Source organism: Ideonella benzenivorans (genome assembly GCF_020387415.1).
GTDB classification, from domain to species: Bacteria; Pseudomonadota; Gammaproteobacteria; order Burkholderiales; family Burkholderiaceae_C; genus Ideonella; species Ideonella benzenivorans.
The window spans coordinates 21,546-47,515 of record NZ_JAGWCB010000006.1; the positions used below are offsets into that span (position 1 = coordinate 21,546).

Here is a 25,970-nt window from a genome sequence, read left to right on the forward strand (position 1 = left end):
GGTGGCGCCAGACGGCGCTCAGAGCAGGTGCTTGCGCTTGAGGTGCTTGACCAGCCCGCAGTAGCCCTGGGTCATCAGGATCTCGTGCTCCGTCTGGGCCGGCAGCAGCTCTTCCTTGAGCTTGGCCGCGGCCTCGGTGCCCTGGGCGTTGCGCAGAAAGCCGATGGTCTCCTCGAACTTGGAGACCTCGGTCTTGCAGGCGCGCTCGCCGGGGTTGGTCTGCACCGCGTCCTGGGCGTGGGCCGCGGGCATCAGGCCCAGGGCCCACAGCAGCGACAGCCCACCCAGGCGGGACCACAGGGGAAACGGCAGGGCAAGGGTGGGCATGGCAAGACAGCGTGAGGACGACGCCCCCACGCAAGCAGGATGGATGCCACCCGCCGCGCCGGTTTACGGTTGGTGACAGACCGCCTCGACGTTGTGCCCGTCCGGGCCGATGACGAAGGCGGCGTAATAGTTCGGGTGGTAGTGCGGGCGCAGGCCCGGCGGGCCGTTGTCCTGCCCGCCGGCGGCCAGGGCCGCCCGGTAGAAGGCGTCCACCGTGGGGCGGTCGGCCGCGGTGAAGGCCAGATGGATGGGGGTGGGCGGCACGTCATCCTGGTGCAGCCACAGCGAGGGCTTGCCCGGCAGCCCCAGGCCGACGCCGTAGTCGCCCTCCATCACCACCCCCACCCCGAGCGGGGCCAGGGCCTGCAGGAAGAAGGACCGGCTGGCGGGCAGGTCGCTGGCACCGAAACCAATGTGGTCGAACATGGAGGCCTCCTGATCCGAGCGGGGATGGGACAGACCCCCAGTGTGCACGGCCGGGCGGCGCTGTCAACGCGGGGCCGTCCCTCGCGGTGGGGGGCGGCGCGCCTGGGCCCGGATGGCGCGGGCCTGCGCCGCCGGCAGGCCCAGCGCGCGCAGGAAGCGCGCATGGCCGTCGGGGTCCTGCTGCTCGAACTCGGCATGCCAGAGCTGCATGTCGGGCGGGCTGAAACCGGCGCGCTGCAGCAGGGCCACCCAGTCGGTCTTGCTCTGGCAGGCCGGCACCTGGCCGAGGGCGGGGTCGGTCAGCAGGCGGGCCAGCAGGCGCTGCTGGTGGCGCAAGCGGGTCATCTCCTGGGCCAGCTCCAGCAGCCGGTCCTGCAGCAGCGCATGGGCCGGGCGCGGCGGCGTGGGCTGGTCCGGCGCCGGCGGGGCCGCCAGCAGGGCCGCGATCGCCGCCAGGGGCAGGCCGGCGTCCCGCAGCCGCCGGATCTGCTGCAGTCGCTGCACCTGGGCCGGCCCATAGAGGCGGTAGCCGGCGGCGCTGCGGCCGGCGGCGGGCAGCAGGCCCAGCGCCTCGTAGTGCAGCACCGAGCTGCGCGCCAGGCCGCTGGCCCGCGCCAGCCGGCCCAGGGTCAAGGGCGGGGAGGCGGGGGGACGGGACATGGTGGCAAGGGTAGCCGGTCGGGCGCCACGAAGTGCTGGCGCGCGGCGTCCGAACGCAGCCGGTCGGGCGAGTAGTGGCGCGTCAACAGGCCCCAGGCATCGCTGCGCAGGGCCGGTTCGCGCTGCAGGCAGCGCTCCCAGGGTTCGCCGGGGGTGCCGGCGCCGGCGGCCGCCATCAGCAGCAGCAGGGCCTCGGTGACGGTGGCGTTCACCTTGGCGGGCACGCCCAGCCGGGTGGCCAGCCGGCGCAGGCTGGCCAGGTACAGCGGCCGGGCCTCGGCGAGCGGATGCTGGCTCAGCAGCAGGCCGGCGGCGCGCAGGTGGCCGGCGTGGTCGAAGGCGCTGGCCGGCAGCTCGGCGGCCAGGAAGGCGGCCAGCCAGCGGGCGTCGTCGTCGTGCGGGGGCAGGTTGGGGAGGGGGTCGGGGGCGGTCATGGTCTTGCCGAGCGGTGTCAAGACACCCAGCTTCCACCTGACCCCTGCCGTCAGGTCAAGCGGGCGTCACAAGCGCGTCATGCCCGGCCCGCAACCTCGGCCGGATGATCCCGACGCTCGACCTGGTGTATTTCAATGCCGGCGGCGGCCACCGTGCTGCCGCCCAGGCCCTGCAGGCCGTGCTGCCCCAGCGGGCCGGGCGGCCGCTGCGGGTGCGGCTGGTCAACCTGATGGAGGTGCTGGACGCGCAGGACCGCTTCCGCCGCCTGACCGGCATGGCGCCCGAGGACGTCTACAACCGCCGGCTGGCGCGTGGCTGGACCCTGGGCCTGGCGCAGGAGCTCAAGCTGCTGCAGGCCACGCTGCGCCTGGCCCACCCCTGGCTGCTGCGCACGCTGCAGGCCCACTGGGCCGAGACCCGGCCCGACGCGGTGGTCTCGCTGATCCCGAACTTCAACCGCGCCCTGTACGAGTCGGTGCAGGCCGCGCGGCCGGGCACGCCCTGCGCCACGGTGCTGACCGACCTGGCCGACCACCCACCGCACTTCTGGATCGAGCCGGGGCAGGACCAGCACATCGTCTGCGGCACCGAGCGCGCGGTGCAGCAGGCGCTGGCCCAGGGCGTGGCACCGCACAACGTGCACCGCGTCTCGGGCATGATCCTGCGCCCGGCCTTCCACGCGGTGACGCCGCTGGCCGAGGTGGCGCGGGCCGAGGCGCTGCGCGCCCTGGGCCTGCAGCCGGGCCGCCCCACCGGGCTGGTGATGTTCGGCGGCCAGGGCTCGATGCAGATGCTGCGCATTGCCCGCAGCCTGCCGCAGGTGCAGCTGATCCTGGTCTGCGGCCACAACGCGGCACTGGCCGAGCGCCTGCGCGCGCTGCCGCAGCCGGACGGCGGCGCCGCGCGGGCGGTGCTGGGCTTCACCGCCGACGTGGTGCACTACATGCAGCTGGCCGACTTCTTCGTCGGCAAGCCGGGGCCGGGCTCGCTCAGCGAGGCGGTGCAGATGGGCCTGCCGGTCATCACCTTCGAGAACCGCTGGACCATGCCGCAGGAGCGCTACAACGCCCAGTGGGTGCGCGAGCTGGGGCTGGGCGAGGTGGTGCCCTCGGTCAGGGCCATCGCCGGCGGCGTGGCGCGGCTGCTGGCCGACCTGCCGGCGGCCCAGGCGCGGGTGCGTCGGGTGCACAACCAGGCGGTGTTCGAGGTGGCCGACCTGGTGGCCGGCCTGCTGGAACAGGCGCCGGCGCGCGCGCCGGCCCCCTGGCCGCAGGCCGAGGGGGTTCCGGTGGCGATGGCGCCGGCAGCGCGCTGAACCGGCCAGGGAGCGGCCCTCAGCGGCCGCCGTAGTAGTACTTGGTGCTGCGCGCCCAGCCGCTGTCCGGCCAGAGCCGGTGCAGGGTGCGGAAGGCCTCGCGCGAGTAGGTGGGCTCGGGCAGCGGCTGGCCGTTGACCGGCAGCGGGGGCCGGCATTCGTTGCGGGTGCTGGCGACGAAGAAATGCAGCGCCTTGGGGGCCTCCGGGTCGGCCGGCTTGCCCTGGGCCCAGGCCAGCAGCGTGGGCGCCAGGTAGGCGTTGCGGTTGGGCAGGGCGTCCAGCACGGCCTGCTCGCGCCGGGCCTCGGCCTGTTGGGCCGGGCTGAGGAAGGCCGGCAGCACGGCGTTGAGCGGGTCCTGCTCGCCGTTGCCCCAGCCGGCGCAGCCCCATTCGGTCGGGTTGCCCTGCGGGTTGATGCGGTGTGGGTGCAGCTCCGGCGTGTTGACGAAGATGACGGTGGCGGCCAGGCGCTTGGCCTCGGGCGTGCGGGCCTGCACGAAGCGGGTGTAGAGCGCGGCGGTGGTGGCGTGGCCCTGGGCCAGCGTGGGCGCCCAGGTGTCGGCGGTGGCCCAGTCGCCCAGCAGCACGGCGCGGGTCCAGACGGCCTCGATCAGCTCGGTCTTCAGTGCGGGCGGCAGGTCGGCCCGGCCGGGCAGGGTCTTGAGCACCGACAGCGGCAGGGCGCGGTAGAGCCGGCGCGGGAAGTCCTCGGCCAGCCCGGTGTCCGGGGGCGTGGCGGCGGCGGCGGAAGAAGCCGGGGCGCTGGCGGCATCGGCGCGGGCGATCGGGGTGCCGGCCTCGGGTTCGGCCAGCTGGCGCGGCGCGGCGGCCAGGAAGCCCTCCAGCGTGGGCGCCGTCACCAGCTTCAGGGCCAGCCAGCGGTTGCGGGTGGCGCGGTCCATCGGCTGCGGCGGGTGGGCCAGCAGGCGGCTGACCTCGGCATCGGCCGCGGCGGCCTGGCCGGCCTGGCTCTGCAGCCGCAGCAGGTGGTAGCGCAGGTGCAGGTACAGCGGGGCGCTGGGCGGCACGGCCTCGGCGGCGCGGCGTTCGACCGGGCTGAGCTGACGGGCCGCCGGGGCCGCGCCGGCCGGCTGGGCGTGGCTCAGCAACGGGGCCAGCCACAGCGTGGCCAGGGCGCTGCCGGCGGGGGCGTGGCTGCCTTCGCGCCGGGCCAGGGCCATGGCGGCGGCCAGGGCCGTGTCGTCGCCGGCCTGCATCGCGCCGATCCAGCGCGTCATCGGGTCGGCCGCCTGCATCAGGCCGGGGCTTTGTTCCAGGCCGTCGAGCAGCACCAGGTAGTCGCTCAGCGCGCGCACGGCCGCCGCATCCAGCGGCGCGTGGTCCAGCGTGCGGCCGAGTTCACCGGCGCGTTCGGCCGGCCGCAGCCGGGCGTCCACCCAGGTCAGCAGCGCACCGGCCGGGGCGTCGTGCGGCGCCTGGGCCTGCAGCTCCTGCCGGGCCGTTTCCAGCCACTGGCGGGTGCGGGCGCTGCGCTCGGGCTGGCGGTCCGGGCCGGTGGCCAGCGTGGCCTGGCGCAGCAGGCAGCGGGCGGCCAGGTAGGCGCCCAGCGGCTGCCAGGGCGAGCTGCCGTCCAGTGCGATGGCCAGGAAGCGCTGCCGTGCGGCCTCGTACTGGCCGGCGTAGAACAGCGCGGCGGCGGTCTGGTAGGCGTGGTCGGCGCGCAGCCAGGCCGGCGCATCGGCCGGCACGGCCGGCGGCAGCACGGCGGGCGGCTGGCTCACGTCACCAAAGCGCAGGCCCTCGGGCGAGCAGTTGGCGAACACCGCGTCCTGCTGGGCCAGCCAGCGGGCGGTCCATGGCGGGGTGCTCGCACTTTGGCGCTGGCGTTCGGCCAGGGTCTGGCGGGCGCGGTTGAAAGCATCGACCGGGCAGTTGAGGAAGAAGCTGTAGTCCGGCGTGGCGCGCTCGACCTCGATCTTCACCGGGCGGCCACCGGCCTGCTCGCGCGCAGCCAGCCAGCCGGCCACCCCGTTCTGCGCATCGTCGTGGCGGGCCGTCCAGTCCGTCCCGGTGGGGCCGACGCGCCACTGGTCCAGCCGCAGCGCCGCGGTTTCGTCCGCGCTCAGCGGGTGACCGTTGCCGGCGCGCCAGGCCAGGGCCAGAAAGACCCGCCAGTAGCTGCCGGGCAGCACGCCCAGCCGGCCGGCGGCGTAGCCGACCAGATCGCGGGTGGGCACATGGTGTTCGGGGGCGAAGCTGTTTTCCTCGTAGCCGTCACCGCCGCTGGCCTGGGCGGGCAGCGTGAACAGGCTGGCCAGGGCCAGGCCAAGGGCGGTCAGGGTGAGGCGGGCGGCAGGGCGGTCCATTGGTCGCGGGTCCAGGGCTGGGGGGAGAAGTGGTAGCGCCGCGCCACGCGCAGGCCCACCACCGCGGGTTCGTCGGTGGCGGTGCCGGCGGCCTGCTGGCAGCGCGGGCGGGGAAAGCGGCCGTCGCGCGCCAGCAGCGCGCGCAGCGCATGGTCGTCGCGGTCCATGCGAAAGGCCATCGGCACGATCTCGTCGGCGGGCAGGCCGTCCAGCCAGGCGTCGCCGGCGCACCAGGAGGCCAGCGCCGTCATCGACAGGGCCACGCGGGGCGGCAGGCGCGCGCGCAGCGCGCGCACCACCTCGGCCAGGAAGGGCCGCTGCGAGCGGCGCACCTCGAAATCCAGCTGCAGCGCGGGCGGCTGCTGCCCGTGCACCAGGCGCAGCGCGGCGGCGACGATGGCATCCTGCTGCACGGCGTTGAGGGCGGGGAGGTCGCGCGGGTCGGCGTCCACATGCAGCACCGGCAGCAGCACCGTGCCCGGCGACACCTGCAGCGGCTGGGCGCGGGGGTGCAGCTCGACGCCCTCGCCGCGCAGGCGCACCGAGGTGGCCAGCCAGGCCACGCCGGTGCCGGGCGGCAGGCCGCGCAGGTCCTCGGGCCGTTCCCAGGCCCACAGCAGGCGCGGCGGCAGCGCGGCCAGGCCGGCGTGCGGCGCGGGCGCCGGACCGCTGCTGCTGCGCAGCCCCAGGCCGAGCACCAGACCGGCCCCGGCCAGCCAGGGCAGGAGGGACCGGAGGCGCGGGCGAGACATGGCGGGCACTCTAGCAGTGGCGCGCCGGCGTGCCATCCGTCCCTCGGGGGTGTCGCGCGGCTGTCATCACGCTGGCACGCGGGGCGGCTCTACTGTGGGGCTTCAGGTTCTCGGGCCGCGGCCCAGGGGTGCAGGCAGCGGCATGCCACGGGGTTTCCTCCTTCTGATCGCGGCGCAGTTCACGTCGGCGCTGGCCGACAACGCGCTGCTCATCGTGGCCATCGCGCTGTTGCAGCAACAGGGCCTGCCCGGCTGGTGGGCGCCGCTGCTGAAGTTCTCCTTCACGCTGTCCTATGTGCTGCTGGCGCCGGTGGTGGGGCCGCTGGCCGATGCCGTGCCCAAGGCCCGGCTGATGGCCTGGATGAACGGGCTGAAGATGCTGGGCCTGGGCGGCATGCTGCTGCCGCTGCACCCGGTGCTGGCCTATGCGGTGGTGGGCCTGGGCGCGGCGGGTTATGCGCCGGCCAAGTACGGCCTGGTGACCGAGCTGGTGCCGCCGCAGCGGCTGGTGGCCGCGAACGGCTGGATCGAGGTTTCGATCGTCTGCGCGGCCCTGCTGGGCACGGTGGTGGGCGGCGGGCTGGTGTCGGCGCCGATGCAGGCGCTGGGGTTGAATGTCTCGCTGGTGGGGCTGCTGGCGCTGTATGGGCTGGCGGCGTTGCTGCAGTGGGGCGTGCCCGACAGCGGCGCGCGCTACCCCCAGGCCGCCTGGCACCCGCTGGCGCTGTCACGCGACTTCTGGCGCGCGCACCGGCGGCTGTGGCGGGATGCGGCCGGCGGCCTGTCCCTGTCCGTCACGACGCTGTTCTGGGGCGTCGGCGCGGTGCTGCAGTTCGCGGTGTTGCGCTGGGCCACCGAGCGGGTGGGCCTGGGGTTGGACCAGGCCGCCTACCTGCAGGCGGTGGTGGCGCTGGGCGTGGTGGCTGGGGCGGCCGGGGCGGGGCGCTTTGTGCCCTTGCGGCGGGCCATGCGGGTGCTGCCGGCGGGCATTGCGCTGGGCGGCCTGATCGCGGCGGTGGCGCCCCTGAGCACGCTGGGTCCGGCCCTGCCGCTGCTGGTGCTGACCGGCGCGGTGGGCGGCATCCTGGTGGTGCCGATGAACGCGCTGCTGCAGCACCGCGGCCACCAGCTGCTGACGGCGGGCCGTTCGATCGCGGTGCAGGGCTTCAACGAGAACCTGAGCGTGCTGGGCATGCTGGCCGTCTACGCCGGTCTGCATGCGCTGGCGCTGCCGCTGGTGCCCCTGATGATGGGCTTTGGCGGCCTGATCGCCGTCTTCATGGTGGCGCTGATGGTGCGCCGCGGGGCGCGCCGGCGCGCCCTGGCCTCAGGCGCGGGCCAGCGGTGAGGCGGCCGGAGCCCGTTGGGGCGCGGCGGCGACCGGCCGGCCGGCGATCAGGTCGGCGTAGAGGCGTTCGATCTGGTCGATGATGCGTTCCCAGCCCAGGGTCTCGGCGGTGAGACGGGCGTTCTGGCCCATCACCCGCAGGCCTTCGGGGTCGCGCGCCAGGTCCACCGCCATGCGCTGGAAGGCGGCCATGTTGCCGAACGGGGCCAGCATGCCCGAGTGCTGTGGCCGCACCAGCTGGCCGGCGGCCGCGTAGTCGAAGGCCAGCACCGGCAGGCCGCTGGCCATGGCCTCGGGCGTGACGTTGCCGAAGGTCTCGGTCAGGCTGGGGAAGAGCAGCAGGTCGGCGCTGGCGTAGTGGGCCGCCAGATCTTCGCCATGGCGCATGCCGGCGAAGATGGCCTCGGGCAGGCGCTGCTGGATCTCCTTGCGGGCCGGGCCGTCGCCCACCAGCACCAGACGGGCGCGGGGCTGGGCCTGGCGCATCGCCTCGTAGGCCTCGACCAGCGTGCCCAGGTTCTTCTCGGCGGCCATGCGGCCCACGTGCAGCACGACCAGGTCGTTCGGCGCCACGCCCCACTGCTCGCGCAGCGCAGCGCTGCGGCGCAGTGGATTGAACAGCACCGTGTCCACCCCGCGCGAGACCACCATCACGTTGCGGAAGCCGTAGTCGGCCAGCTGGCGGCGCAGGCCTTCGTCGGGCGTCATCGTGCACTGCGTCAGGTTATGGAACTTGCGCAGGTAGGCCATGATGGGCTTGTGCAGCCAGCCCACGCCGTAGTGCTTGCTGTAGGCATGGAAGTTGGTGCGGAAGTCCGAGCACAGCGGAATCTTCAGGTGCACGGCGGCCTGCAGCGCGCACCAGCCCATCGGCCCTTCGGTGGCGATGTGCACGATGTCGGGCCGCTGGGTGGACCAGAGCTTGACCAGGGTGCGCTTGGAGGTCAGCCCCATGCGCAGCTGCGGGTAGCGCGGGATGGGCAGGCCGCGCATCAGCACCTCGTGGAAGCTCTCGCCGTCGATCGCGCGTTCACCCTTCGTCTGGCCCGGGCGGATCAGCTGCAGATCGTGGTTGTGGGCTCGCAGCCCCTCCACGACGCTGGCGATGGTGCGCGCCACGCCATTGACTTCGGGGGGGTAGGTCTCGGTGACCACCGCGATGCGCAGCGAGCGCCGCTGGGCGGGGTAGTCGTCCACGAGGATGTCGGCGGCTGCGGAGGTGTCCATGCGCCGATGGTGAGCAGGCTTCGCAACAATCCGATGACGGTGCAGACCCGCCACACGACAGGGGATCGTCACGGCAGCTTCATGAAGCCTCGTCATGCTCCGGTCACTCATTTTTCTTGGAGCCGACCCGGTGAACGAGTTCATGAAGCTGCTGCAGGAGCAGCGTTGGGATGACCATCGCTTTTATCACCAGTGCCGCATCAACCAGTCCCTGCACCTGCTGAGCGCGCTCAGCTTCCTGGTGGCCTATGCCCTGCTGTTCATCGACCCGGCGGCTGCCGGCCTGCTGGGCTGGGGCGTGTCGATGGTGAGCCGCCAGGCCGGCCACTTCTTCTTCGAGCCGCGTGGCTATGACCGCGTCAACGACGTCAGTTTCCAGTACAAGGAGGACGTCAAGGTGGGCTACAACCTGCGCCGCAAGGTGGTGCTGATGGGCATCTGGGTGGCGGTGCCGCTGCTGCTGGCCCTCTCGCCCAGCCTGTTCGGTCTGATCGAGCCGGCCGGCGAGACCGGTGGCCTGGTGTCGGGCTACTGGCACGACGTGGGCATCTTCTGGCTGGCACTGGGCGTGGGCGGCCTGCTGTTCCGCACCGTGCACCTGTTCTTCCTGCAGGGCGTCCTGGCCGGCCTGTGCTGGATGAGCAAGATCCTGACCGACCCGGTGCACGACGTGATGCTGTACTGGAAGTCGCCGTTCTACCTGCTGCGCGGCCAACGCCTGGACCCGATGGCGCATGTGGCCGAGCACCACCATGATCACGAGGCCGAGGATGTCTCGCTGACCTGATCTCGGTGGCTGTTCCTTGAGGAAGGCCCGTCGGCGCAAGCCGGCGGGCCTTTGTGCTTGCGGGGCCCTGTTCCGGGCCCAGGTGGATCAGCGCTTGCGCCAGTGCGCGAGAACTTCCCGCAGAATGCCGCGGCGGATGCCCTTGTCGCTCTGGCCCGGGGCCTGCCACCACCAGCCATCGGCCTGCATGGCCTGGCAGGCGGCGACGAAGCGGCTGGCGATGCGCTCGAAGTCCTCGTCGGTGGTGGCCAGGCTGAAGATCAGTCGGCCGGTGCCCACCCAGCTCAGCAGCAGGCCCTGGTCGCGCAGGTAGAACTGCAGCATCCAGTTGTAGCGCGACGGTTGGGTGTAGGTGACGGTCCAGACGCTGGTCATGTTGGCCACCCGCACCGGCAGGCCGGCCACTTCCAGCCGGTGGTTGAGCTGCTCGGCGCGCTGGTCCTGCAGCGTGTCGAAGCGGGCGTACATCTCGGTCGCTTCCGGCGTGTCGAGATAGTCCAGGAAGGCCGCCATCGACGCCATCACATAGGGGTGCGAATTGAAGGTGCCGCGGGCGAAGCAGATGTCGGCCGGGTGGGCGTCGTTGAAGCGGCGCATCAGCTCACGGCGGCCGCAGACCACGCCCACCGGCAGGCCGCCGCCCAGGGTCTTGCCGTAGGTGACCATGTCGGCCTGCACGCCGAAGTATTCCTGCGCGCCGCCGCGGCCCAGGCGGAAGCCCATGAAGACCTCGTCGAAGATCAGCACGATGCCGCGTTCGGTGCACACCTCGCGCACCTTCTTCAGCCAGGCGGTGGTGGCGGCGCGGTCGTAGTGGGCGCGGCGCGAGCTGTCCACCAGGGACGAGTCGCCCGGCGCGGCCTTGTTCGGGTGCAGGGCCTGCAGCGGGTTGATCAGCACGCAGGCGATGTCGTTGCGGGTGCGCAGCACCTCGATGCTGCGGTCATCGTGGTCGCGCAGGGTGTAGGTCTCGCGCGGGGGCAGGGGGTTGCCGGGGCCGGGCTGCACGTCCTCCCACCAGCCGTGGTACGCGCCGCAGAAGCGCACCAGGTGGCGCTTCTTGGTGTGGTAGCGGGCCAGACGCACGGCCTGCATCACCGCCTCGGTGCCGGACATGTGGAAGCTCACCTCGTCCAGGCCCGACAGGCGCTGGAGCTTCTCCACATTGCCGGCCACGCAGGGGTGCAGGGTGCCCAGCACCGGGCCGTAGTCCGCCACCTGGGCGCTGCCCTGGGCGATCAGGCGCTTGTAGACGTCATGGCCGAAGAGGTTGACGCCGTAGGAGCCGGTGAGGTCGTCGTAGACCTGGCCGTCCAGGTCGGTCAGCGTGATGCCCTGCGTGGCCACGCCCACATTGCCCAGCTTGAGGTGCTGGCGCAGGTAGGGGCTGAACTGGAAAGGCACGCGGTACTGGCTGGTGAACTGCAGGTCCGACAGGCCCGGGCGCAGCGCGTCCGTCCAGGCGATGGAGCGGGCATGCTGCTCGCCCAGCCGCTGGGCCAGGGCGGCGAAGCCCTGGCGGCGCTGGGCCTGCACCTCAGCGGGGGCGCCGTCGCAGCCGAAGAACTGCTCGGCGTCATAGGCATAGCCGGGCAGCAGCCGGGCCACCCGCTGCGCCATGCGCGAGTGGCCGGTCAGCGAGGGGTGCTTGGCCATCGACAGCTGCAGGCGGCGAACCGCCTTCGGTGCGAGGGTCAGCAGGGCGGCCGCAGCCACGGCGCTCAGGGTCAGGGTCTCGTTCATTTGTCACATCGTCCTGGGAGACTGCTCCCAAAGGCGTATCTGTACCCGCTGCTGTTGACATCCCCATGAAAGTGCTGCGTACCTGGCGTGACCGCCTGCTGCAACAAGAAGATCTGAACTTCCTGCTGACCAACCGCATCCCCCGTCTGGCGGCCACCCATGCCATGGGCTGGTTCAGCCAGATCCGCAGCCCGCTGCTGGCGCGCCTGTCCATCGGCGTGTGGCGGCTGTTCACCGAGCTGGACCTGAGCGAAGCGAAGCAGCAGCGCTTCGAGAGCCTGCACGACTGCTTTGTGCGGGAGCTCAAGGACGGCGCCCGCACGGTGGATGCGGACCCGGCCGTGCTGGCCAGCCCCTGCGACGCCATCGTGGGCGCCTGCGGCGCGGTGCAGGACGGCCAGGTCTGGCAGGCCAAGGGCTTTCCGTACACGGTGGCCGATCTGTTCGGCCATGCCGAGCGCGCGGCGCCCTACCGCGACGGCGTGTTCGTCACGCTGCGGTTGACGTCAGCGATGTACCACCACTTCCACGCGCCGGCCGACGGCACGGTGCAGCATGTGACCCACATCGCGGGCGACACCTGGAACGTCAACCCCATCGCGCTCAAGCGGGTGGAGCGCCTGTTCTGCAAGAACGAGCGCGCGGCCATCCACCTGAGACTGGACCGCGGCGGCCACCTGCTGGCCCTGGTGCCGGTGGCGGCGGTGCTGGTGGCCAGCCTGCGCCTGAAGTTCATGGACCTGCTGCTGCACACCCGCTACCGCGGGCCGGACGAACTGCCTTGCGATGCGCATGTGAGCAGGGGCCAGGACCTGGGCTGGTTCCAGCACGGCTCCACCATCATCGTGTTCGCGCCCCGGGGCTTTGCGTTGGCCGAGGGCATCGAGGTGGGGACGCGGGTGCGGATGGGGCAGGCGCTGATGCGGTGGCCAGAACAGGCCACCCTGAACCCGTGAAGCGCGTGGCGCGGCCCGCCTGCCCACGGGTGAAGCAAGCTCAACCTTGCTCGTCGTCCCACTGCCAGATCGTGGCGCCGTAGTCGCCGCCGACTTCGGGCATCACCTGCCCTGCCTCGAAGCGCTGGCGGCTGCCGGCGCGGGCAGGGGTGAACCAGAAGCCAGTCTTGGGGCAGGGATGGTTGGCTTCGCAGCGCAGGTTCTGCGGCGCGACCTTGGCGCCGTCGCGTACCGCATGCTCGATAGCCACCGATTCGCTCGGCGTTTGATAGTGCCGCTCTTCGTCGGGAATCTTGCCGTCCTTGTAGCGGGTGTCTTCCCAGAGCAGGCGCCAGAGGAAGTCGGAAGTCGCCTTCTGCGTTACATCCCAGCTTTGCGGACCGAATTCAAGGCCGGTTTCACCTTCAGCCTTCTCGCTTTTGACGAAATACGCCATGCCTCCGACGATGTTTCCCTGTGCGTCGACTTGTTCGTAGATTCCGTCTTTGGGGGCACTCGCGCCGGGCTTGAAACTGATGTCCCAGCGGGGTTCGGGGAGTGACGTGTCGAACGGGAGATACGCCAGCAATGGGCGAGCGCCGGCGCGCCGAGGTCGATCTAAGGCCGAATACGCGATTTCGTGCCCCACGGCCATCGCTGCATCGTGCGCGGCGTAGTACGCGCGCAGCAGCGACAAGGGCACACCATACGATGCCAAGTGTTGGATGTGTTCTTCAGCCGGCGTCAATTCAAGGCGCCGTTGAATCAGGCCGGTGTTGATCTTGCCCAGCCAGCCCTCTGACGATCTCCGAAGCCAGACACTGCGATCGCCTCGTCGCAGGCTCTGCAAGCCCCGCTCGTAGTTCAACTGATCGTTGACGATGTATTTGTAGCTTGTGACGTCCTCTTCGGGCGGATCGTCTTGGCTGCGCAGCCACTTCTCCCACTCCTTCGCAAACGCCGTCCAGAGGTTTGCGTTGTGCTCGATGGCCGTGACGGAGGTATTGCGCTTGAGCCACCAGAACAGCGCCCGACGGTCACGGTCGCTGGGTTGCGAGAACGGCGCGTGCCCATTCGGCCGCAGCGGCGCTTTGCCGCCGAACAATGAAGGCAGTAAACCCATCAGTGCGCTCCTGCAGCGGCTGGCCGCTTGCTTTGGTCTTCATATTGCTCCAGCCGTTGCAGACGCGCAGCGCCCGCAGCCTTGACGTTGCCGGCCGCATAGCCCACACCGTCCAGGTCCTTCCAGCCGGTCGCCAGCGAATCGGCCACCCATTCAACAGACTCAGCGAACTTCTGTTCCCAAGCGGCGATGAAGATCTGGCTCCGTCCGCCGGGCAGGTATTGCCCAGGGTTGGTCATGCCGAACTGCTCGGCGGCCCGACCTTCCCAGACGTTCAGTGAATGACCGGGCTTGACCCTGACGATGCTGTATGCGCCGTTCGTGCTGAATTCGTCCAGCACGGCCAGCACCTCGCGCCACTGCGTGCCACCTTGCATGAATTCGCGCCAACTCTTGTCGTTCACGCCGGGAGGCAGCCGCACCCACCAGGGCCCGGTTTTCGTCTTTGCCACCGACGTGTGGATGCGAAGCAGGTATTCACCGCCCGTTGCCTCGGCTGCCTTGATGGGGCCGGAGAACGCAGCGATGCCTGTGTAAACGTCCTCCTCAAGCGCCGTGGGTCCGGTCGAATGCATCAAGTCCGGCCAGCCGTCCTTGGGCTGGTAGACCTTGGCAATGGCGGCTTCGTCTTCGGCCTTGCCGGTCGCCTTCGCCACATTCTGCCGCCACCCCCCATGCGCCGAGCGTTCAGCGGCGACTTCGCTTTGCTCGATGAGCCGGCCTTCGGCCTCACGCGTGACGTTGCGCGCGCCTGGCATCACGTGGTGCCATTCGCCCCGGTACACCAACTGCTGCAGTCGCAACAGCTTGGCATTCAGTTCCTTGAGGCCTTCGGGGATCATCTTGACGCCCTTGTCCTTCACCGCCTGGAAGCCCTTCGTCCAGCCATCCAGCTTCGCGAGCAATGACTTGGACAGCACGCCGCCCAGCTTGGCTTTGATCCTCTGGGGGGTCTGGATCAGCGTGTCCATCAAGCTGTTGAACGACGCCATCACCTTGGACTCGTAGGCCATCACATTCAACCCTTTGAGCCATTGCACAGCATTGCCATGGCCTACGCGGTTTAGAAATGCGATGACGTCCTGAAGCACCTTGGCGTTCTTGGCTGCATCTTCGGTGACGTTGAGGGCCAGGCGGCCCACGCCCTTGACCACGCCTCCGAAGACCGGAATCAACGCAAAGACAAAGATCACCAGCAGCATCCACTGCATTTTGTCTTCGCGCTTCTTTTCGTCGCCAGCCAATCCGAGACTGATGGCAATGAGGTCCCGCGCAGCGGTCACATCCCCAACGACCGGAATCATCCCGATGACCGCATCGGTGATGATCTGGCTGAGGTTCATCTTGTCATTGAAGGCCCCCTGGACGGTTCCCCACATCCAGTCCATCACGTCCAACGCAATGCTTTTGGATTCGGTGCTCATGCCGCAGCCCCGGTTTGGCGGTCGATCAACCGATCGATGTCTGAGCTGCTGGGGTTGCCTGAGATGTGATCTGGGTTGTCCTGGGCGTTCAGTTGCTCCCAGGCCCGACCATCCGGCTCGAACATGATCTGCACCGAACCGGGTGGGGCGTTGTCGATCCGAATTTGTCCGCTCGCATCCGTCACGCCGTTGCGTTGACTGCCATCGCCCATCACGGCGGTGAAGCGGGCTTGTTGTACCCCTTCGTCATCGTGGTACTGATGCTGAATGACCAGTGCCCCAGGGGGAACCTCGGCCTCTCCTCGGGGCAACGCCGGCAAGCTCGCCGCCTGACTCCCCCCGCCCAAGAACCCATGCGTGGCCCCCTTGACCGCGAAGCTGCCCGGGGTGGTGACGGTGATGTTGCCGCCTTCCAGGGTGATGCCCGACTGGCCGGCGATGAGTTCGATCTTGCTGTGGGCGCTGATGCGGATCTCGTCGTTGACGCTGGTGATCGTGACACTCTGGTCGGCCCGCAGCTTCAACTCATCGGTGTGGGCCCGCAGGGACACCGGGCCATTGGCCGCCTTGACCTGCAGCCCGCCCTGGTGGGCGTAGAGGCTGGCGGTCTGCCCGGCGGCGATGGAGGCGGTGTGGGCAGCCGTGGTTTGCAGGTCCTGCTGCACGATCTGGCTCAGGCGCTGGCCGCTGAACTGCTGCACGCTGGCCGGGGTGGCCAGCAGCTGGGCGGCGGCGCTGTCCAGCACCACGGCGGGCTGGGCGAAGGCGGGGACAGGCTCACCCTGGCTGGGGTCCCGGCCATTGGCGGGGATCTTGGCATCCTGCCCGTTGACCTGGTCCGGGTGGCGCCCGTCCTGGCTCGGGTCCAGAGCCTGGTGCAGCTTGCTGAGGTCCTGGCCCTCTTCGGTGCTGGAGAGGGCCTGGGCGCCGATGGCCTGGGCGGCTTGTGACAGGCGCTGGCCCAGCTCGGTGGCCGATTGCAACTGGGCCAGGGCCTCGGCCGCGTCCATCTGCGTGCCCTGGGCCGAGCCGTAGGTGCCGCTGCGCGCCTGGGTGCTCACCAGCAGGCCCTGGCCGGCGCGCAGGCTGGCCCAGCCCTGGGTGTTGGCCTCGAAGCCGCTGCCGCGCCAGGCCCCGCGCTGGGCGCTGGTCGGGCTCTGGTTGATCAGGTGGCCCAGGCTCAGCTCGCTGCCGGTGTGCGTGGTGGCCAGCCGGGTGCGCAGCTGGCCGGGGGCGTCGTCCACCACCCATTGCTGCGTGTGCTGCCCATCCAGCGTGCGGCTGTGCAGGCCGGCCAGCACGCCGGGGTGGTTGACCCCGGCATCCACGCCCGCCGCAAAGGGCGGGGGCTGGTCGCCGTTGGGCAGGCCGCCGGCGATGATGGGGCGGTCGATGTCGCCTTCGATGAACTGCGCCACCACTTCCGAGCCGATGCGCGGCGCCCAGACGGCGCCCCAGTTGGCACCGGCGGCTGGGGTGGCCACCCGCACCCAGGTGCCGCTCTGGTCGTTGCCCGGGGCGTTGCCAGTCTCGTCGGCACTGTAGGCATGCGGCAGGCCGCCCGGGTTGGGGCTGGCGCCGCGCTGGAAGTGGAATTGCACCTTGACGCGGTGGTCGCGCTCGGTGGTCAGGGCTTCGTCCTGCAGGCCCACCACCCGGGCGGTGAGAAGATAGGGTGCGGTGGGCGCACGCTGGGGCTGGGGCAGCACCGGGGCGGCGGCTGGCACGGCCTGGAACTGGTTGCGGTAGCCGCCCTTGGCCAGGGCCGTCTGCTTGAGCAGCTCGGCGGCCTGGTCGCCCAGGTTGTTGGCCACATGGTGTTCCACCGCCAGCACGGTGAAGGCGTTGTCGGGCCGCGGGTGGCTGGCGGTGAGGGCCGCCGCATAGCTCGGGGCGGTGGTGTTGGCGCCGTACAGCGGATGGTCGATCAGCTGGAACTGCGCGCCCGCACGCAGCACCCGGGCCCCGCCCTGGCCGGCAAAGCGCTTGGCCTGCAGTTCCAGGGCGCCCAGGGCCAGGCGGGCGGCGCGCTCGGCGGCCTGGGTGTCCGCAAAGCGATACGCCCCGCTGCCGTCGTACTGTTCCAGCCAGGGCACCTCGCCCAGGTCCAGCGCGCTGGCCAGCTCGGCGCTGGCCCCGGCCAGGCTGCGGTAGTTCCAGCTGCCCAGGGCCACGGCGTTGGGTGGCAGGCTGCGTTGGGCGGCAAAGCCGGTGATCGGGTCTTCCAACCCGGCCACCACCGCGGTGGGGTGCAGGCTGGCAAAGCGGATGGGGCCCAGGTCGGCCCGCTCGGCCCCGGCGTCGGTGATGACCATCACGTGCCGGGCCTTGCCCTGCTCGTCCGCGGTGGCGGCGTCTTCGTCGCCCAGGTGTTCGATGTGCCAGCTCAGGCCCTCGCTGGCCAGCAGGCGCTGCACAAAAGCCCAGTCGCTCTCGCGGTACTGGATGCACAGGGAGCGGGTGCGCAGGGCCGAAGCGTCGGCCAACTCCCAGCGCCACTGGGCTTGGGGATAGTCGGCAAAGATGTCGTCCAGGATCTGGGGGACCGTCTTGTCCTGGAAGACGAAGCTGTCGCGGCGCAGCTGCAGCACGGCCAGCCAGGGCGCCATCACCAGGCGGTAGCGGGCCAGGCCGCCGTCGCTGCCCAGCTGAGCCGCCTCGGTCACATAGCCGTGCCAGGGGGCATAGGTGCCATCGGCCTGGCGCAGGCCCACGGTCATCTGCTCGCCGATCAGGCGCTTGAGCGGCAGGTAGGCCGAGGTGGAGACGGCGTCGAGGATCAGCTCGAAGCCCTGCCCCTCGGCCTCACGCATCACCAGCCGCGTGGCCACCAGGTTCAGCGCCGGCAGCGCGGTGCGCAGCGTGATCAGGCGCTCGGTCTCTTCCAGCCAGGTGAAGGCGCTGAGGGCGGCATTCAGACCGGCGGCGGTGGCATCGGCCAGGGAGGAGAGGGCGGCGGCAGGCAAGGACATCGGAGGGGCATCGCATCGGCCAGCTGGCCGGAACCCTTGAGTGTCCCGGAGTCGCCTTCCTTTCTCGTCCCCAAACGGGGGGGATTCCCCTGCTGCGGCAACACTTGGATGCGAGTGTTACCAGCCCGACGGGCGGGGCGCCTTATGTCTTCCAGGCAGAAGCTAGCGCGTTTTCAGTGCTTGGACGGCGGCACGGCGGTTTTGATAATGCAGAAAACGAAGAACCACCTGTGGCCGTTCTGCGGTTCGCGTCCTCACCATGAATTTCCAGCAATTGCGCTCCGTGCGCGAAGCCGTGCGACGGGGCTTCAACCTGACCGATGTGGCCGAGGCCCTGCACACCTCGCAGCCGGGCATCAGCCGGCAGATCCGCGAGCTGGAGGACGAGCTGGGGGTGGAGATCTTCGTGCGCTCGGGCAAGCGGCTGACCGGCTTGACGCCCGCCGGCGAGCGCGTGCTGCCCTGGGTGGAGCGCCTGTTGCTGGATGCCGAGAACCTGCACCGCGCGGGCGAGGACTTCCGCCACGGCGAAGTGGGTACGCTCAGCATTGCCGCCACCCACTCGCAGGCCCGCTATGCACTGCCCGACGCGGTGCATGACTTCTGTGCCACCCATCCCAATGTGCAGCTGCAGATGCACCAGGGCTCGGCGGCGCAGATCGCCCGCATGCTGCGGGAAGGCGTGGCCGACATCGGCATCGCCACCCACACGCTGGAGGACCAGCCCGAGCTGGTGGCCTTGCCCTGCTACCGCTGGACCCACGTGGTCATCGTGCCGCCGGGGCATCCGCTGCTGATCGGGCCGATCTCGCTGCAGCGGCTGGCCGAGCATCCCGTCATCACCTACGACACCGGTGTGACCGGCCGGGGCAGCATCGACGACGCCTTCGCCCGGGCCGGGCTGAAGCCCCAGGTGGTGCTGTCGGCCATGGACGCCGACGTGATCAAGACCTATGTGGAGCTGGGGATGGGGGTGGGCATCATCGCGGCCATTGCCTTCGATGAGGAGCGCGACACCACCTTGCGCGCGGTGGATGCGCGCCAGCTGTTTCCTGTCAACACGACGACCGTGGCGGTGCGGCGGGGGGCCCTGCTGCGCAGCTATGCCTACGACTTCATCCAGATCTTCGCGCCCCACCTGTTGCCTGACGTGGTGCGCCAGGCCCAGGCTGCGCCGGTGGGAACGCCCTCCGCGCCGCTGTGACGCGGGCGCCTCAGGCCGGATCGGCCGGCGGCTGCGCGTCCGCGGCCGGGCGCGGCCCCAGCCAGCGGGCCAGGTCGTGCACCACCTGGTCCAGGCGCAGGGGCTTGGTCCAGTAGTCCATGGCCCCGGCGGCGCGGGCCGCGGCCACGTCGCCGGTCATCGCGCTGGCCGACACGGCGATCACGCGCAGGCGACCGTCGCCCACCGGGCCAGCCTCGCGTTGCAGCCATTCCAGCCCGCTCATGTCGGGCAGCTGCATGTCCAGCAGCACCAGGTCGGGTTGCCACTGGGCTACGGCTTGCTGGCCTTCCTCACCGGTCTCGACGCAGCGCAGCTCCACGGTGGGGCAGCGCGCCAGCAGCTGCTGCATCAGCAGCTGGTTGACCGGGTTGTCTTCGATGTAGAGCACGCGGCCGCCCCAGTCGGCATCGGGCGGGCTGCCGGCGGCGGCATCGGGGGCGGGAGGTGGTGCCGGCGGGGCGGGACGGGGCGCCTCGGTGACGGTGGGCAGGCACAGGTCCACCTGGGTGCCCTCGCCCATGTGGCTGCGCAGCCGCAACTGGCCGCCCATCAGCCGCATCAGCTCGCGTGAGAGCACCAGGCCGATGCCTGTGCCTTCCTCGTGCGAGAACTCGCGGCCCAGCCGGTTGAAGGGTTCGTAGAGGTGGGCCAGTTGCTCGGGTGACATGCCCATGCCGGTGTCGGTCACGCGCAGGCACAGCCGGTCACCTGGCGCGTCGGCCCAGGCCTCGACCTCGACACAGCCGCCGGGGTGGTTGTACTTGATCGCGTTGCTCAGCAGGTTGAGCAGCACCTGCCGCAAGCGCAGCGGGTCGGCATGCACGATCGGCAGGGTGGTGTCGGGCGGCGGGCTCTTCAGCGTGATGTGCCGGGCCTGGGCCTGCGGTGCGGCCATGGCCAGGGCCTCCTGCAGGCAGCGGCCCGGGTCGACCTCGGTGGCCTCGACCCGCAGCTGGCCCCCTTCGATGCGGGACAGGTCCAGCACGTCGTTGATCAGGGCCAGCAGGTGCCAACCCGCTTGCTGCACCAGCGCGACCTGGCGCCGCTGTCCGCCCGAGAGCGGGTCCTCCCGGCCCGACAGCAGCAGCTGGGTGAAGCCCAGCACCGCGTTGAGCGGTGTGCGCAGCTCGTGGCTCATGCGCGAGAGGAAGGCGGTCTTGGCCTCGTTGGCGGTTTCGGCGGCGATGCGGGCCAGGTGGTCCTGCTCGGCCGCCCGCGCCTGCGACACATCCCGCGCCACCACGGTGAGCCGCAGGCTCTCGCCCTGGCCCACGCGCGAGATGGACGCTTCGATCGGGAACACCGTGCCGTCAGCACGGCAGCCATGCACCACGCGGCCGCTGCCCATGCGCCGGGCGGTGGCGCCACCATCAACGAACTGGCGCACCAGCGCGGCATGGCGGCTGCGCCACTCACCCGGCAGAAAGCGGTCCAGCGGCTGGCCGATGGCCTCCTCGGCCGGCACCTGGAACATCGCCTCGGCTGCGCGGTTGAACAGGCAGATGCGCTGCTGGTGGTCGATGCTGATGATCGCGTCGCTCGCGCTGTCGACCAGCTCGGCGAACTCCCGGTCGCGGCGCTGCAGGCGCCGCTCGGCATCGCGCAGCGTCGTGATGTCGTTGAGCAGCACGTACAGGCAGGGCTGCCCGCCGATGTCCATCGGTTCGATGTTCACCAGCAGGTCGCGCAGGCTGCCATCGGCCAGCGTCACCGTCAGCGGGGTGTTCTGCACCCGGCCCTGGCGGTGCAGGCGGCTCAGCAGCGCCGTGCGTTCGGCATCGTCGCGCCAGAGGCCGATCTCCACCGTGCGGTGGCCGACCAGTGCCGCCTCGGGCTGGCCGGTGAATTCGCGGAAGCTGGGGTTGACCGCCAGCACAGTGCCATCGGTCAGCCGGGTGATGCACAGCGGCATCGGCGTGCGGGCGAACAGGTGGGCGAAGTTGGACGCCTCCTGGGTCATCTGGCGGACCAGCTCGGCCTCGCCGGCGCATTCGCGCAGCTGCTTCTCCGCCCCCACCAGTTTCCCGTGACGGTCGCGGCGGGCCACCACTGTCAGGCTGACCGGCAGCAGGTGGCCGGCCTTGTGCCGCCGCTGGGTGTGGAGGTCGTAGACCGCCTCGCCCTGCTCCAGCTGGCGGCTGATCCAGGCGTATTCATGCTGCCGGTGTTCGGGCAGCAGCATCTGCACTGGCCGTCCCAGCACCTCGTCGGCGGTGTAGCCCAGCAAGGCCTCGGCCTCCGGACTCCATTCGTCGATGGTGTCGCTCAGGCCGCGGCCCACATGGGCACTGTCAGGCTGGGGGGCCTGGGTGACCTGGGGAGAGGGTGGCGACGGGCACACGGAAAGCAGCGAAATCTGGGCGCACATGGAGGACGGACAGCAGCGGCATCCTCGTTGACGCGCTACCAGCCGGCACTGTACAGGGGCTGCCGACGCCATCGGCAAGGCTGAGGATACGGATCGTCACAATATTGACACACATCAATCGACGGCCCCGCCTCGGGCCGGCCTTATGACGTGGTGATCTGAGCTTATGCCGCGTCCTGCGTTCTCAAGCCCGCTGAATCCCGCCAGCATGCTGGGCAGGCCCGGGCGTCCCGTGCGCGGGCCGCATGGATCACAGGAGCTTGCCGATGCAATGGGGTGCCGAAGACGCGATCGCGATCGTGGGAACTGGGTTCAGCGGCGTGGCGACCGCGCTGCAGCTGATGCGGGAACTGCCCGCAGGTGCCACGCTGTGCGTGCTCGGACAGGAGGCCCAGCCGGGGCGCGGGCTGGCCTATGGCACCGGCTGCGACAGCCACCTGCTCAACGTGCCGTCCGGCCGCTTGGGGTGGGACCCGGTCGACGAAGGCGGCTTCGCGCGCTGGCTGGTGGCCGAGGGGCGGCCCGGGGGGGCGGCCGACTTCGTGCCGCGCCGCTGGATGGCCGACTACCTCGGCGCGATGTGGGCCCAGGGCCTGGCGGCCGCGCGCACGCGGGGGTTGCGGGTGCAGACGGGCCTGCCCGGTCTGCACGCGCTGCAGCGCGCCCACCAGGGCTGGCGGCTGGAAACGACCGATGGCCGGGTGGGGCGGGCCGCCCAGGTGCTGCTGGCCACCGGCCACCTGCCGCCGCGGGCCCCGTCCCTGGGGCCGGGGGGCGACTGGGAGGCGCCCGGCCTCTGGCCTGATCCCTGGCGCCGCCCGGACGACTGGCGGCCCCCGGTCGACGCGGGCGTGCTGTTGGTGGGCAGTGGGTTGACGGCGGTGGACCTGGTGATCGAGCTGCGCGACCGGGGCCATCGGGGTCCCATCCACCTGGTGTCACGGCGCGGCTGTCTGCCGCAGCCCCACCGTGTGGCCGAAGCCCGGCCCCGCCCGGGGTTGCAGCCGGTGGCCCACCTGGGCGCGGCCCTGCACCCGCGCAGCGCCTTGGCTGCGGTGCGGGCCTGGGTGCGCGACGCCGAGGCCGAGGGCCTGGACTGGCGCGACGTGATGGCCAGCCTGCGGGCTGGCACGCCGCGGCTGTGGCAGCGCCTGTCGCTGCGCGACCGGCGGCAGTTCCTGCGCCATCTGCAGCCCTGGTGGGACAGCCACCGCCACCGCATGGCGCCGGCGCTGTGGCAGCGGTTGGAGGCGGACCGCGCGGCGGGGCGGCTGACCGCCTGGACCGGTCGCCTGGCCGGGGTGCAGCCCGTGCCCGGTGAACCCGGCCAGTGGCAGGTCACACTGCAGCCGCGGGATGGTCGACCGGCCCAGACGCTCTCGGTGGCCGCGGTCGTCAACTGCACCGGGCCCTCCGGCCGCCTGCGCGATGCCCAGGACCCGCTGCTGGCCTCGTTACGGGACCAGGGTCTGCTCAGTGCCGATGCGCTGGACCTGGGCCTGCTGGTCGATGCCGAGCACCGGCCGCTGGACTGCTGCGGCGTGGCGGTGGAAGACCTCTATTACGTGGGGCCCATGCTCAAGGCCCAGCACTGGGAGGCCATCGCCATCCCCGAGCTGCGGCTGCACGCCCAGCAGGCGGCCCGCAGTCTGCTGGCCCGGCGGGCCGAGGCTCAGGCGGAGCGTCAGGCGGAAGCGCTGGACGCGGCCGCCTGAGGCCCTCGGCGGCCTCAGCCGCCGAGGGCGTGCTGGCCGTCGATCAGCGTGCCCGCCGGCACCACCGCGCCGTCCGGAATCACCAGCCCGGTGGCGCGACGCAGCGCGCAGCCGGCGCCGATGCGCGCGCCCGGGTGGATGTCGATCCCGGTCTGGCGGTGCGCCCGGTCGGCCGCCATGCGGGCCAGCAGCGGCAGGCCGGCCTGATGCCAGCGGTGGGCCAGGCGGTGGATCCGCAGGGCCCGCAGGCCGCGGTGCCACAGCAGCAGTTCGTCCTGGCTGCGGGCATCGGGCTCATGCGCGAACGAGGCCGCCAGGTCGGCATCGAGTTCGGCCCGCACCGTGGGCAGCGTGGCCGCAAAGGCCTGCACCGTCTGGTGGGCCTGTTCGGCAATGCCGGGGCCCTCACTCAGTTCCTGCCCCCGCACCCGGGCGTCGTGCTGCAGTTCCAGCCGCACCAGCCCCTCCAGGAACAGCAGCGTCTGGCCCAGCGTCTGGCGCACATAGCGGTCCTCCGTCGCGGACCGCAGCTCGGGCGGGCCCAGCCGCATCGGGAACAGCACGCCGCCCAGGTCCTCCAGCACATGGGCCAGGGTGTCGGGCGACGGCAGCTCCCGGGCCGCGGGTTCGCGCGTGCGGCCCTGGGCTTCGCGCCAGGCCAGGCGCACCTCGCGCAGTTGCGCGACCAGGGTCTCCAGGGGATCGGTCCGTGCGGCTGGGGCCTCGTCCAACAGCGTGCTCATGCCAAAGACTCCTCGGTGAGGGCCGTCGCGTCCTGGGGCTGACCGGCCCGTTCCAGCTCGGCCTGCACCACGTCGCGGGTCAGCGGCGGGGCAAAGGCCCGGATGAATTCATAGACCACGTCGCGCAGCGGCTCGCCCCGGCGCACGGCCAGGCGGGTCACGTTGGACGGGAACAGGTGCCGGGCGTCGAGCGCCACCAGGCCGGTGTCGCGCTCGGGCTGGTAGGCGATCGCGGCCACGATGCCCACCCCCAGGCCCAGGCCCACGTAGGTCTTGATGACGTCGGCATCGGTGGCCTCGATGGCCATCTGCGGCGTCACGTCGGCCTGGGAAAAGGCCTGGTCGATGTGGCCACGCCCGGTGTAGCCCGCCTCGTAGGTGATCAACGGGAACTCGGCCAGCCGCTGCAGCGTGAGCGGCCGGCCGTCGGCCAGCGCATGCCCGGCCGGGACCAGCACCAGGTGGGTCCAGGTGTAGCAGGCCAGCGTGACCAGGTCGGGGTGGCGCGCCAGGGCCTCGGTGGCAATGCCGATGTCGGCCTCGCGGTCGCGCAGCAGGCGGGCGATCTGCTCGGGCGAGCCCTGCTGCAGCCGCAGCGTGACGTGCGGGTGCTGGGCCCGAAAGGCCATCACCGCGCCGGGCAGGGCATAACGGGCCTGCGAGTGGGTGGCTGCCAGAGTGAGCTGGCCGGACATGGCCTTGACGTGGTCCCGGCCGGCGCGGCGCAGGGCCTCGGCATGGGCGAGCATGCGCTCGACGATGGGCAGCATCCGCTCGCCCGGAGCCGTCAGACCGGTCAGGCGCTTGCCCAGGCGAGTGAACAGGGTCAGGCCCAGCTCCTCCTCCAGTTCGCGGATCTGCCGGCTCACGCCGGGCTGCGAGGTGTGCAGCACCTGGGCCACCGTGGTCAGGTTGAAGCCCTGGCGGGCGGTCTCCCGCACCGAGCGAAGTTGCTGGAAATTCATGACGTGCTCCTCGGCGAATCGATCACGATGGGAACGATTCTGGGCAGCGCGGGGCGGCCTGCGAACGAAGCTTTGCGCCTGAGCACAGCCGGGTCCCGCATATGCGACTGCAGCGCGGGACCGTGTTCACAGGCTCACGGTGTGAGCGGGTCGAACTCGGTCACGCGGCGCGGCTTCAGGTGCACGCGGCTGCCCTGCGTCAGGCTCAGGTCGCGCTGCAGCGTGCGCCAGGCCTCGCGTGAAAGCTCCACATCCACCAGGCTGCCGTCGTCCTCGCGCAGGAACTCGATGCGGGTGTTGGGGCCCACGGTGAGGGTCTGCGCCAGCGTGACGGACCAGGTGTCGCTCTGCGGCGTGGTGACGATGTCCAGCTCATGCGGGCGCACATAGCTGACGGCCTCGCCGGCCTCGGTGCGGCGGTGGAACAGGTTCACGTCGCCCAGGAACTTCAGCACGAAGGGCGTGGCCGGCCGGTCGTAGACCTCGTCGGGCGAGCCCTCCTGCTCGATGCGGCCCTGGTTCATCACCACGATGCGGTCAGCCACCTCCATGGCCTCTTCCTGGTCGTGGGTCACGAAGACGCTGGTCACATGCATTTCGTCGTGCAGGCGGCGCAGCCAGCGGCGCAGCTCCTTGCGCACCTTGGCGTCCAGCGCGCCAAAGGGCTCGTCCAGCAGCAGCACCTTGGGTTCCACCGCCAGCGCTCGGGCCAGGGCCACGCGCTGGCGCTGGCCGCCGGAGAGCTGGTGCGGGAAGCGGTCGGCCAGGGTGTCGAGCTGCACCAGGTGCAGCAGTTCCCGGACCTTCTCGCGGATCTGGGCCTCGCTGGGGCGGGTGGCGCGCGGGCGCACCCGCAGCCCGAAGGCGATGTTGTCGGCCACCTTCATGTGGCCGAACAGCGCGTAGTGCTGGAACACGAAGCCGACGTTGCGTTCGCGCACCGAGACGCCGGTGGCGTCCTCGCCGTGGAACAGCACGCTGCCCTCGTCGGGCTGTTCCAGCCCGGCGATCATGCGCAGCAGCGTGGTCTTGCCCGAGCCCGAGGGGCCCAGCAGGGCCACCAGTTCGCCGGACGGGATGTCCAGGTTGAGGTGGTCGCAGACGGTGAGGTTGCCAAAGCGCTTGACCAGTTGGCGGACTTCGATGCTCAT

At 71.2% G+C, this 25,970-nt stretch carries 21 protein-coding genes; 6 read left to right on the forward strand and 15 right to left on the reverse strand.

What is annotated here, in order from left to right:
- Positions 1-18: 18 nt before the first annotated feature.
- The 4 genes from KGA65_RS00995 to KGA65_RS01010 form a co-directional block, all read right to left on the reverse strand.
- A complete protein-coding gene (locus KGA65_RS00995) occupies positions 19-327 on the reverse strand; it encodes a hypothetical protein (RefSeq protein WP_225861275.1) in 309 nt (102 codons plus the stop codon).
- Between the two features lie 63 nt (positions 328-390).
- The gene (locus tag KGA65_RS01000) at positions 391-753 is read right to left on the reverse strand and encodes a VOC family protein (RefSeq protein WP_225861276.1); all 363 of its coding nucleotides are present in this window, start codon (positions 751-753) and stop codon (positions 391-393) included.
- 63 nt (positions 754-816) lie between these two features.
- Positions 817-1,413: a MerR family transcriptional regulator gene (locus KGA65_RS01005; protein ID WP_225861277.1), complete on the reverse strand. Its 597-nt coding sequence runs from the start codon at positions 1,411-1,413 to the stop codon at positions 817-819.
- Positions 1,383-1,847 carry a hypothetical protein gene (locus KGA65_RS01010; RefSeq protein ID WP_225861278.1) on the reverse strand — a complete coding sequence of 155 codons (465 nt, stop codon included), beginning with the start codon at positions 1,845-1,847 and terminating at the stop codon, positions 1,383-1,385. Before KGA65_RS01010 ends, KGA65_RS01005 begins: the two co-directional genes overlap by 31 nt.
- Before the next feature lie 104 nt (positions 1,848-1,951).
- Between KGA65_RS01010 and KGA65_RS01015 the strand changes: the two genes are divergently transcribed.
- Entirely contained in the window at positions 1,952-3,163 is a 1,212-nt protein-coding gene (locus KGA65_RS01015; protein WP_255650394.1) for an MGDG synthase family glycosyltransferase, read from the forward strand.
- A gap of 19 nt (positions 3,164-3,182) precedes the next feature.
- On the opposite strand, the gene KGA65_RS01020 is transcribed toward KGA65_RS01015, so the two are convergent.
- Both KGA65_RS01020 and KGA65_RS01025 read right to left on the reverse strand, forming a co-directional pair.
- Positions 3,183-5,492 carry a hypothetical protein gene (locus KGA65_RS01020; RefSeq protein ID WP_225861279.1) on the reverse strand — a complete coding sequence of 770 codons (2,310 nt, stop codon included), beginning with the start codon at positions 5,490-5,492 and terminating at the stop codon, positions 3,183-3,185.
- Positions 5,462-6,244 carry a hypothetical protein gene (locus tag KGA65_RS01025; RefSeq protein WP_225861280.1) on the reverse strand — a complete coding sequence of 261 codons (783 nt, stop codon included), beginning with the start codon at positions 6,242-6,244 and terminating at the stop codon, positions 5,462-5,464. Before KGA65_RS01025 ends, KGA65_RS01020 begins: the two co-directional genes overlap by 31 nt.
- A gap of 142 nt (positions 6,245-6,386) precedes the next feature.
- Here KGA65_RS01025 and lplT point away from each other — a divergent pair, with 142 nt between their 5' ends.
- Complete coding sequence (gene lplT / locus KGA65_RS01030; RefSeq protein ID WP_225861281.1) at positions 6,387-7,592, forward strand: lysophospholipid transporter LplT; 1,206 nt, start codon at positions 6,387-6,389, stop codon at positions 7,590-7,592.
- On the opposite strand, the gene KGA65_RS01035 is transcribed toward lplT, so the two are convergent.
- Positions 7,572-8,819 carry a glycosyltransferase family 4 protein gene (locus tag KGA65_RS01035; RefSeq protein WP_225861282.1) on the reverse strand — a complete coding sequence of 416 codons (1,248 nt, stop codon included), beginning with the start codon at positions 8,817-8,819 and terminating at the stop codon, positions 7,572-7,574. The genes lplT and KGA65_RS01035 overlap by 21 nt on opposite strands.
- A gap of 130 nt (positions 8,820-8,949) precedes the next feature.
- Between KGA65_RS01035 and KGA65_RS01040 the strand changes: the two genes are divergently transcribed.
- Positions 8,950-9,606: a hypothetical protein gene (locus tag KGA65_RS01040; RefSeq protein WP_225861283.1), complete on the forward strand. Its 657-nt coding sequence runs from the start codon at positions 8,950-8,952 to the stop codon at positions 9,604-9,606.
- An 87-nt stretch (positions 9,607-9,693) separates the two neighbouring features.
- Here KGA65_RS01040 and KGA65_RS01045 read toward each other — a convergent pair whose 3' ends face one another.
- Positions 9,694-11,349, reverse strand: coding sequence for an aminotransferase class III-fold pyridoxal phosphate-dependent enzyme (locus KGA65_RS01045; RefSeq protein ID WP_225861284.1), 1,656 nt, complete (start codon positions 11,347-11,349; stop codon positions 9,694-9,696).
- A gap of 65 nt (positions 11,350-11,414) precedes the next feature.
- Between KGA65_RS01045 and asd the strand changes: the two genes are divergently transcribed.
- Entirely contained in the window at positions 11,415-12,305 is an 891-nt protein-coding gene (gene asd / locus KGA65_RS01050) for an archaetidylserine decarboxylase (RefSeq protein WP_225861285.1), read from the forward strand.
- Positions 12,306-12,345: 40 nt separating this feature from the next.
- On the opposite strand, the gene KGA65_RS01055 is transcribed toward asd, so the two are convergent.
- From KGA65_RS01055 to KGA65_RS01065, 3 genes are read right to left on the reverse strand one after another with little or no spacing between them, the layout of a single operon-like run.
- Entirely contained in the window at positions 12,346-13,407 is a 1,062-nt protein-coding gene (locus tag KGA65_RS01055; protein ID WP_225861286.1) for an Imm71 family immunity protein, read from the reverse strand.
- Positions 13,407-14,831 (reverse strand): hypothetical protein, encoded by a 1,425-nt coding sequence (locus KGA65_RS01060; RefSeq protein ID WP_225861287.1) that lies wholly within the window; start codon positions 14,829-14,831, stop codon positions 13,407-13,409. The genes KGA65_RS01055 and KGA65_RS01060 overlap by 1 nt, the downstream gene beginning before the upstream one ends.
- Positions 14,828-17,803 carry a type VI secretion system Vgr family protein gene (locus tag KGA65_RS01065; RefSeq protein WP_225861288.1) on the reverse strand — a complete coding sequence of 992 codons (2,976 nt, stop codon included), beginning with the start codon at positions 17,801-17,803 and terminating at the stop codon, positions 14,828-14,830. The genes KGA65_RS01060 and KGA65_RS01065 overlap by 4 nt, the downstream gene beginning before the upstream one ends.
- Before the next feature lie 259 nt (positions 17,804-18,062).
- Here KGA65_RS01065 and KGA65_RS01070 point away from each other — a divergent pair, with 259 nt between their 5' ends.
- Positions 18,063-19,007, forward strand: a complete 945-nt coding sequence (locus KGA65_RS01070; RefSeq protein WP_225861289.1) for a CysB family HTH-type transcriptional regulator — start codon at positions 18,063-18,065, stop codon at positions 19,005-19,007.
- Between the two features lie 10 nt (positions 19,008-19,017).
- On the opposite strand, the gene KGA65_RS01075 is transcribed toward KGA65_RS01070, so the two are convergent.
- Positions 19,018-21,396: a PAS domain S-box protein gene (locus KGA65_RS01075; RefSeq protein ID WP_225861290.1), complete on the reverse strand. Its 2,379-nt coding sequence runs from the start codon at positions 21,394-21,396 to the stop codon at positions 19,018-19,020.
- 266 nt (positions 21,397-21,662) lie between these two features.
- Here KGA65_RS01075 and KGA65_RS01080 point away from each other — a divergent pair, with 266 nt between their 5' ends.
- Positions 21,663-23,111: an FAD/NAD(P)-binding protein gene (locus KGA65_RS01080; protein ID WP_225861291.1), complete on the forward strand. Its 1,449-nt coding sequence runs from the start codon at positions 21,663-21,665 to the stop codon at positions 23,109-23,111.
- 14 nt (positions 23,112-23,125) lie between these two features.
- Here the strand turns inward: KGA65_RS01080 and KGA65_RS01085 are convergent, their stop codons facing one another.
- The 3 genes from KGA65_RS01085 to KGA65_RS01095 form a co-directional block, all read right to left on the reverse strand.
- On the reverse strand, positions 23,126-23,854 hold the full coding sequence (locus KGA65_RS01085; protein WP_225861292.1) for a serine O-acetyltransferase: 729 nt from the start codon (positions 23,852-23,854) through the stop codon (positions 23,126-23,128).
- A complete protein-coding gene (locus KGA65_RS01090) occupies positions 23,851-24,819 on the reverse strand; it encodes a CysB family HTH-type transcriptional regulator (RefSeq protein ID WP_225861293.1) in 969 nt (322 codons plus the stop codon). The genes KGA65_RS01085 and KGA65_RS01090 overlap by 4 nt, the downstream gene beginning before the upstream one ends.
- A 134-nt stretch (positions 24,820-24,953) precedes the next feature.
- Positions 24,954-25,970, reverse strand: a complete 1,017-nt coding sequence (locus tag KGA65_RS01095) for a sulfate/molybdate ABC transporter ATP-binding protein (protein ID WP_225861294.1) — start codon at positions 25,968-25,970, stop codon at positions 24,954-24,956.

What these genes read in the sequence shown, in the direction of transcription:
- KGA65_RS00995 (WP_225861275.1), bottom strand. Translation starts at nt 327, where the DNA reads ATGCCCACCCTTGCCCTGCCGTTTCCCCTGTGGTCCCGCCTGGGTGGG.
- KGA65_RS01000 (WP_225861276.1), bottom strand. Translation starts at nt 753, where the DNA reads ATGTTCGACCACATTGGTTTCGGTGCCAGCGACCTGCCCGCCAGCCGG.
- KGA65_RS01005 (WP_225861277.1), bottom strand. Translation starts at nt 1,413, where the DNA reads ATGTCCCGTCCCCCCGCCTCCCCGCCCTTGACCCTGGGCCGGCTGGCG.
- KGA65_RS01010 (WP_225861278.1), bottom strand. Translation starts at nt 1,847, where the DNA reads ATGACCGCCCCCGACCCCCTCCCCAACCTGCCCCCGCACGACGACGAC.
- KGA65_RS01015 (WP_255650394.1), top strand. Translation starts at nt 1,952, where the DNA reads ATGATCCCGACGCTCGACCTGGTGTATTTCAATGCCGGCGGCGGCCAC.
- KGA65_RS01020 (WP_225861279.1), bottom strand. Translation starts at nt 5,492, where the DNA reads ATGGACCGCCCTGCCGCCCGCCTCACCCTGACCGCCCTTGGCCTGGCC.
- KGA65_RS01025 (WP_225861280.1), bottom strand. Translation starts at nt 6,244, where the DNA reads ATGTCTCGCCCGCGCCTCCGGTCCCTCCTGCCCTGGCTGGCCGGGGCC.
- lplT (WP_225861281.1), top strand. Translation starts at nt 6,387, where the DNA reads ATGCCACGGGGTTTCCTCCTTCTGATCGCGGCGCAGTTCACGTCGGCG.
- KGA65_RS01035 (WP_225861282.1), bottom strand. Translation starts at nt 8,819, where the DNA reads ATGGACACCTCCGCAGCCGCCGACATCCTCGTGGACGACTACCCCGCC.
- KGA65_RS01045 (WP_225861284.1), bottom strand. Translation starts at nt 11,349, where the DNA reads ATGAACGAGACCCTGACCCTGAGCGCCGTGGCTGCGGCCGCCCTGCTG.
- asd (WP_225861285.1), top strand. Translation starts at nt 11,415, where the DNA reads ATGAAAGTGCTGCGTACCTGGCGTGACCGCCTGCTGCAACAAGAAGAT.
- KGA65_RS01055 (WP_225861286.1), bottom strand. Translation starts at nt 13,407, where the DNA reads ATGGGTTTACTGCCTTCATTGTTCGGCGGCAAAGCGCCGCTGCGGCCG.
- KGA65_RS01060 (WP_225861287.1), bottom strand. Translation starts at nt 14,831, where the DNA reads ATGAGCACCGAATCCAAAAGCATTGCGTTGGACGTGATGGACTGGATG.
- KGA65_RS01065 (WP_225861288.1), bottom strand. Translation starts at nt 17,803, where the DNA reads ATGTCCTTGCCTGCCGCCGCCCTCTCCTCCCTGGCCGATGCCACCGCC.
- KGA65_RS01070 (WP_225861289.1), top strand. Translation starts at nt 18,063, where the DNA reads ATGAATTTCCAGCAATTGCGCTCCGTGCGCGAAGCCGTGCGACGGGGC.
- KGA65_RS01075 (WP_225861290.1), bottom strand. Translation starts at nt 21,396, where the DNA reads ATGTGCGCCCAGATTTCGCTGCTTTCCGTGTGCCCGTCGCCACCCTCT.
- KGA65_RS01080 (WP_225861291.1), top strand. Translation starts at nt 21,663, where the DNA reads ATGCAATGGGGTGCCGAAGACGCGATCGCGATCGTGGGAACTGGGTTC.
- KGA65_RS01085 (WP_225861292.1), bottom strand. Translation starts at nt 23,854, where the DNA reads ATGAGCACGCTGTTGGACGAGGCCCCAGCCGCACGGACCGATCCCCTG.
- KGA65_RS01090 (WP_225861293.1), bottom strand. Translation starts at nt 24,819, where the DNA reads ATGAATTTCCAGCAACTTCGCTCGGTGCGGGAGACCGCCCGCCAGGGC.
- KGA65_RS01095 (WP_225861294.1), bottom strand. Translation starts at nt 25,970, where the DNA reads ATGAGCATCGAAGTCCGCCAACTGGTCAAGCGCTTTGGCAACCTCACC.